Raw genomic sequence first — 2,878 nt, 5'->3', positions numbered from 1 at the left:
ATCGAATTCAACTACGACCGAACCGAAAACTTCGGAACAGACGCGAGTCAGAGCAGCGGTCAGAGTGGTTTTACCGTGGTCAACGTGACCAATGGTCCCTACGTTGACGTGGGGCAGGGAACGATCAAATTTTTCCTTAGCCATCGATAACACCCTCAACAGAAGAATTAGACGAACGATATCTACCATTAAAACAAAGGCAGATATTTTCATATCTGCCTTGTTATATGGAGCTCTTGAGCGGATTTGAACCGCTGACCTCACCCTTACCAAGGGTGTGCTCTACCAACTGAGCTACAAGAGCGTAACACTTTGCACAACCTGCAAACTTGGAGCGGGTAGCGGGAATCGAACCCGCATCATCAGCTTGGAAGGCTGAGGTTCTACCACTAAACTATACCCGCGGAGCTTGCAGCTCACGCTAAAAATGGTGGAGGGGGAAGGATTCGAACCTTCGAAGTCGTAGACGTCAGATTTACAGTCTGATCCCTTTGGCCGCTCGGGAACCCCTCCTAAGCGAGCCGGCATTCTATACTATGCCGACCTTCTGTCAAGCATTTTCTCATTAAAAACCTGAGGTTAGCTGCGTTGACACCACTCCGCCTTGACAACCTGTTTAGGTGTTCGCTGTGGAGCGGGCGCCATTCTATGCAAACTATTCCAGCGGTGCAACCCCCTCACACAGCATTATTTTATGTTTTAACTCATTGAATTCCTTGGAAAGGTTCTGCAACTGCACATCCCCCAATAAACGCTGGCTTTCGGGCGCAATGCGCAACCAGTAACCAGGCTCAGGGAGGTCCTTTTGCGACGCCTGAACTTTCATCCCCATGGCCGCTAGACGCAGCTGCAGCGCGGAAATGCTGCTTTCTTGAGTCAAACCACCCAAAAATAGACACTCCTGTCCGGCACCGTGCGCGCCTTGCCCTCCCCCAGAGTCACCATTCGCCTCACTCAATAAGCGAATATCTTGTTGAGACCCGCGGTACATGCTGAGGGGCGTGACATCTTTCGCACGCAAGGGAGCTTCCTGCTGATGCCAGACGTAATAAAACACATTGAGAACAACGAGCAGCAGGAACAACCAACGCATACAAACCTCAAGTTAAAGGACAGGCCATCGCCAACCCTATGAATACCAGGTCAGGGACGATCCGCGCTTCAGGCACGATATCCGCCACCAACTCAGCATCGCCACCGGTAATAAAAACAGTAAAGCGCTCTCCCCAATAGGATCGAGCCATTTCCATCTGGGTCAGGACGAAACCTCTTAACATTAAAGAGCATCCACGCTCCACCGCTTCGACGGTACTGCGCCCCGGAGCATGGCTTGTCAGCGCTCTTTCGGCAGCCGAGTCCCCATAACGGATTTTCCGGGTATGTGTACGCAATTGGTTACGCATCAAGGGCATCCCTGGGCAAATGAATCCCCCAAGGTGCTCACCTTCGGCATTAATAAAGTCGGCCGTCACTGCAGTGCCGAAATCCAGAATCAGACAGGCGCCCGCAGCCAAATGAAAGCCACCAAGCATCGCCAACCAGCGATCCAGCCCCAAGCGTTCATAGTCGTGATAGCCATTCCTGACACCAGCCATTTCACTGGACGACTTGGCGCAAACGACCGAGACACCGAACTCCTGCTCAAGAATCCGGGTGAGCGCGGCAGTTTCTTCGCTGGTTCTTACGCTCACCAATCGACATTTACGCAACGACAGGCCGCTAAATGCGCTCAAGCTATCCACCAGAGCTTGATCCGAGTCAACAACACCCTCCGCGAAAAGACCGCCAGCGGCCGTATTCAATACCCGCCACTTGATAAAGCTATTCCCACAGTCGAGCTCAAGAATCATCACGCAACCTCAGGCTGAGCTCACCACCACTAAAAACTTTTTCCACTCCGTCCACCTTCAAGCGCAGCGCACCTTGGCTATCAATGCCAAGTACAACGCCTTCTATATGACTAACGCCGGCAATCAAAGAAACCGGGCGACCTTGCCACATGTGATCCTTTTCCCACTCTTCCTGGAACGCAGAGAAACCATCAACCTGATGGCGCTGGATATAGCCGCGCAGTTGCTCGCTCAACTCAGCCACCAAGACGTTGCGATCGCAGCTTTTGCCGGTCTCGAGACGAATCGACGTCCATTGCTGGCCAACCTCCTCAGCAACCTGCATGTTCACGTTAATACCTATACCCAGCACCACATGGCAAACATCTGCCGGATCCCCTACTAGCTCAAGAAGAATACCGGCGATTTTCTTGTTTCCGACCAGCACATCGTTGGGCCACTTCAATCCTGCGCCCGCCACCCCCAACTTTCGCAAGGCGTGCATAACAGCCAAACCGACCACCAGACTCAAGCCCTCAAGCTGACGCATGCCACCATCTATGCGCAGAACCAGGCTGTAGTAGAGATTTTCAGCAAAAGGGCTTACCCACTTGCGTCCCCGGCGACCACGACCGGAAATCTGTCGCTCTGCCAATACCAGAAACGGCGCCGCTCGACCCTGATTGATCGCGCGAAGCGCCTCTGCGTTAGTGGAGTCAATGGAATCAAAGACTGTAATCGGCCAAACCGCTGCCAAGGCACCAATCTTCAGGGGGTCGAGCAGCGTCAGGGGTGCAGCCAGTTGATAGCCTCTGCCCCGGACTTTGTTAATTGACAATCCGAGTTCAGCCTCAAGATGCTGAAGCTGCTTCCACACCGCACTTCGACTGATTCCCAGGGCAATCCCCAGAGCCTCGCCGGAATGGAATCGACCATCCTTTAAGAGATTCAACAACGTCAACATGCAGGTCTCGCCTCACAATGAGGCCCGAATAATAGCCATGACCCGCGCAATTGCATAGAAATCAAGCAAGCCCCTTTCCTGCGGG

At 53.1% G+C, this 2,878-nt stretch carries 4 protein-coding genes and 3 tRNA genes; all 7 read right to left on the bottom strand.

What is annotated here, in order from left to right; translation table 11 throughout:
• A partial coding sequence (locus tag ACM6HV_RS10790) for a GTP-binding protein (RefSeq protein ID WP_414904169.1) occupies positions 1 to 144 on the bottom strand: 144 nt, incomplete at its 3' end.
• Between the two features lie 84 nt (positions 145 to 228).
• Positions 229 to 304, bottom strand: a tRNA-Thr gene (locus ACM6HV_RS10785).
• Between the two features lie 26 nt (positions 305 to 330).
• Positions 331 to 404: transfer RNA gene (locus ACM6HV_RS10780), tRNA-Gly, on the bottom strand.
• Between the two features lie 24 nt (positions 405 to 428).
• Positions 429 to 513, bottom strand: a tRNA-Tyr gene (locus ACM6HV_RS10775).
• Between the two features lie 142 nt (positions 514 to 655).
• Positions 656 to 1,093, bottom strand: coding sequence for a hypothetical protein (locus ACM6HV_RS10770; protein WP_414904168.1), 438 nt, complete (start codon positions 1,091 to 1,093; stop codon positions 656 to 658).
• Between the two features lie 7 nt (positions 1,094 to 1,100).
• A complete protein-coding gene (locus ACM6HV_RS10765; protein WP_145598397.1) occupies positions 1,101 to 1,850 on the bottom strand; it encodes a pantothenate kinase in 750 nt (249 codons plus the stop codon).
• Complete coding sequence (gene birA, locus ACM6HV_RS10760; protein ID WP_414904167.1) at positions 1,840 to 2,793, bottom strand: bifunctional biotin--[acetyl-CoA-carboxylase] ligase/biotin operon repressor BirA; 954 nt, start codon at positions 2,791 to 2,793, stop codon at positions 1,840 to 1,842. The genes ACM6HV_RS10765 and birA overlap by 11 nt, the downstream gene beginning before the upstream one ends.
• Between the last annotated feature and the right edge of the window lie 85 nt (positions 2,794 to 2,878).

Source organism: Pseudomonas sp. IT-P260 (assembly GCF_949768395.1).
Classification (GTDB): domain Bacteria; phylum Pseudomonadota; class Gammaproteobacteria; order Pseudomonadales; family Pseudomonadaceae; genus Aquipseudomonas; species Aquipseudomonas parakoreensis.
Note: the sequence above shows the minus strand (reverse complement) of the source record. Positions and strands in the feature narration are given on the sequence as shown.

Coding starts and splice junctions, on each gene's coding strand:
- birA (WP_414904167.1), bottom strand. CDS start 2,793: ATGTTGACGTTGTTGAATCTCTTAAAGGATGGTCGATTCCATTCCGGC.
- ACM6HV_RS10765 (WP_145598397.1), bottom strand. CDS start 1,850: ATGATTCTTGAGCTCGACTGTGGGAATAGCTTTATCAAGTGGCGGGTA.
- ACM6HV_RS10770 (WP_414904168.1), bottom strand. CDS start 1,093: ATGCGTTGGTTGTTCCTGCTGCTCGTTGTTCTCAATGTGTTTTATTAC.